This window comes from Bradyrhizobium uaiense (assembly GCF_010811875.1).
Lineage (GTDB): Bacteria > Pseudomonadota > Alphaproteobacteria > Rhizobiales > Xanthobacteraceae > Bradyrhizobium > Bradyrhizobium uaiense.
In genome coordinates, this window is the sequence record NZ_VKHP01000709.1 from 1 (window position 1) to 255 (window position 255).

Here is a 255-nt window from a genome sequence, read left to right on the forward strand (position 1 = left end):
GCTCGGTGACGGGATGCTCGACCTGCAGACGGGTGTTCATCTCCAGGAAGTAGAAGCTCTTGTCCTGGCCGGCGACGAATTCCACGGTGCCGGCGGAATCGTAGTTCACGGCCTTGGCCAGCGCGACCGCCTGCTCGCCCATCTTGCGGCGGGTGGTCTCGTCGAGCAGCGGCGACGGCGCCTCCTCGATGACCTTCTGGTTGCGGCGCTGGATCGAGCACTCACGCTCGCCGAGATAGATCACATTGCCATGCT

General features: G+C 64.3%; 1 protein-coding gene. It reads right to left on the reverse strand.

The window, feature by feature from the left end; all coding sequences use genetic code 11:
• The coding region (locus FNJ47_RS55670) for an ATP-binding protein (RefSeq protein ID WP_488226115.1) at positions 1–255 on the reverse strand (255 nt) is incomplete at both ends.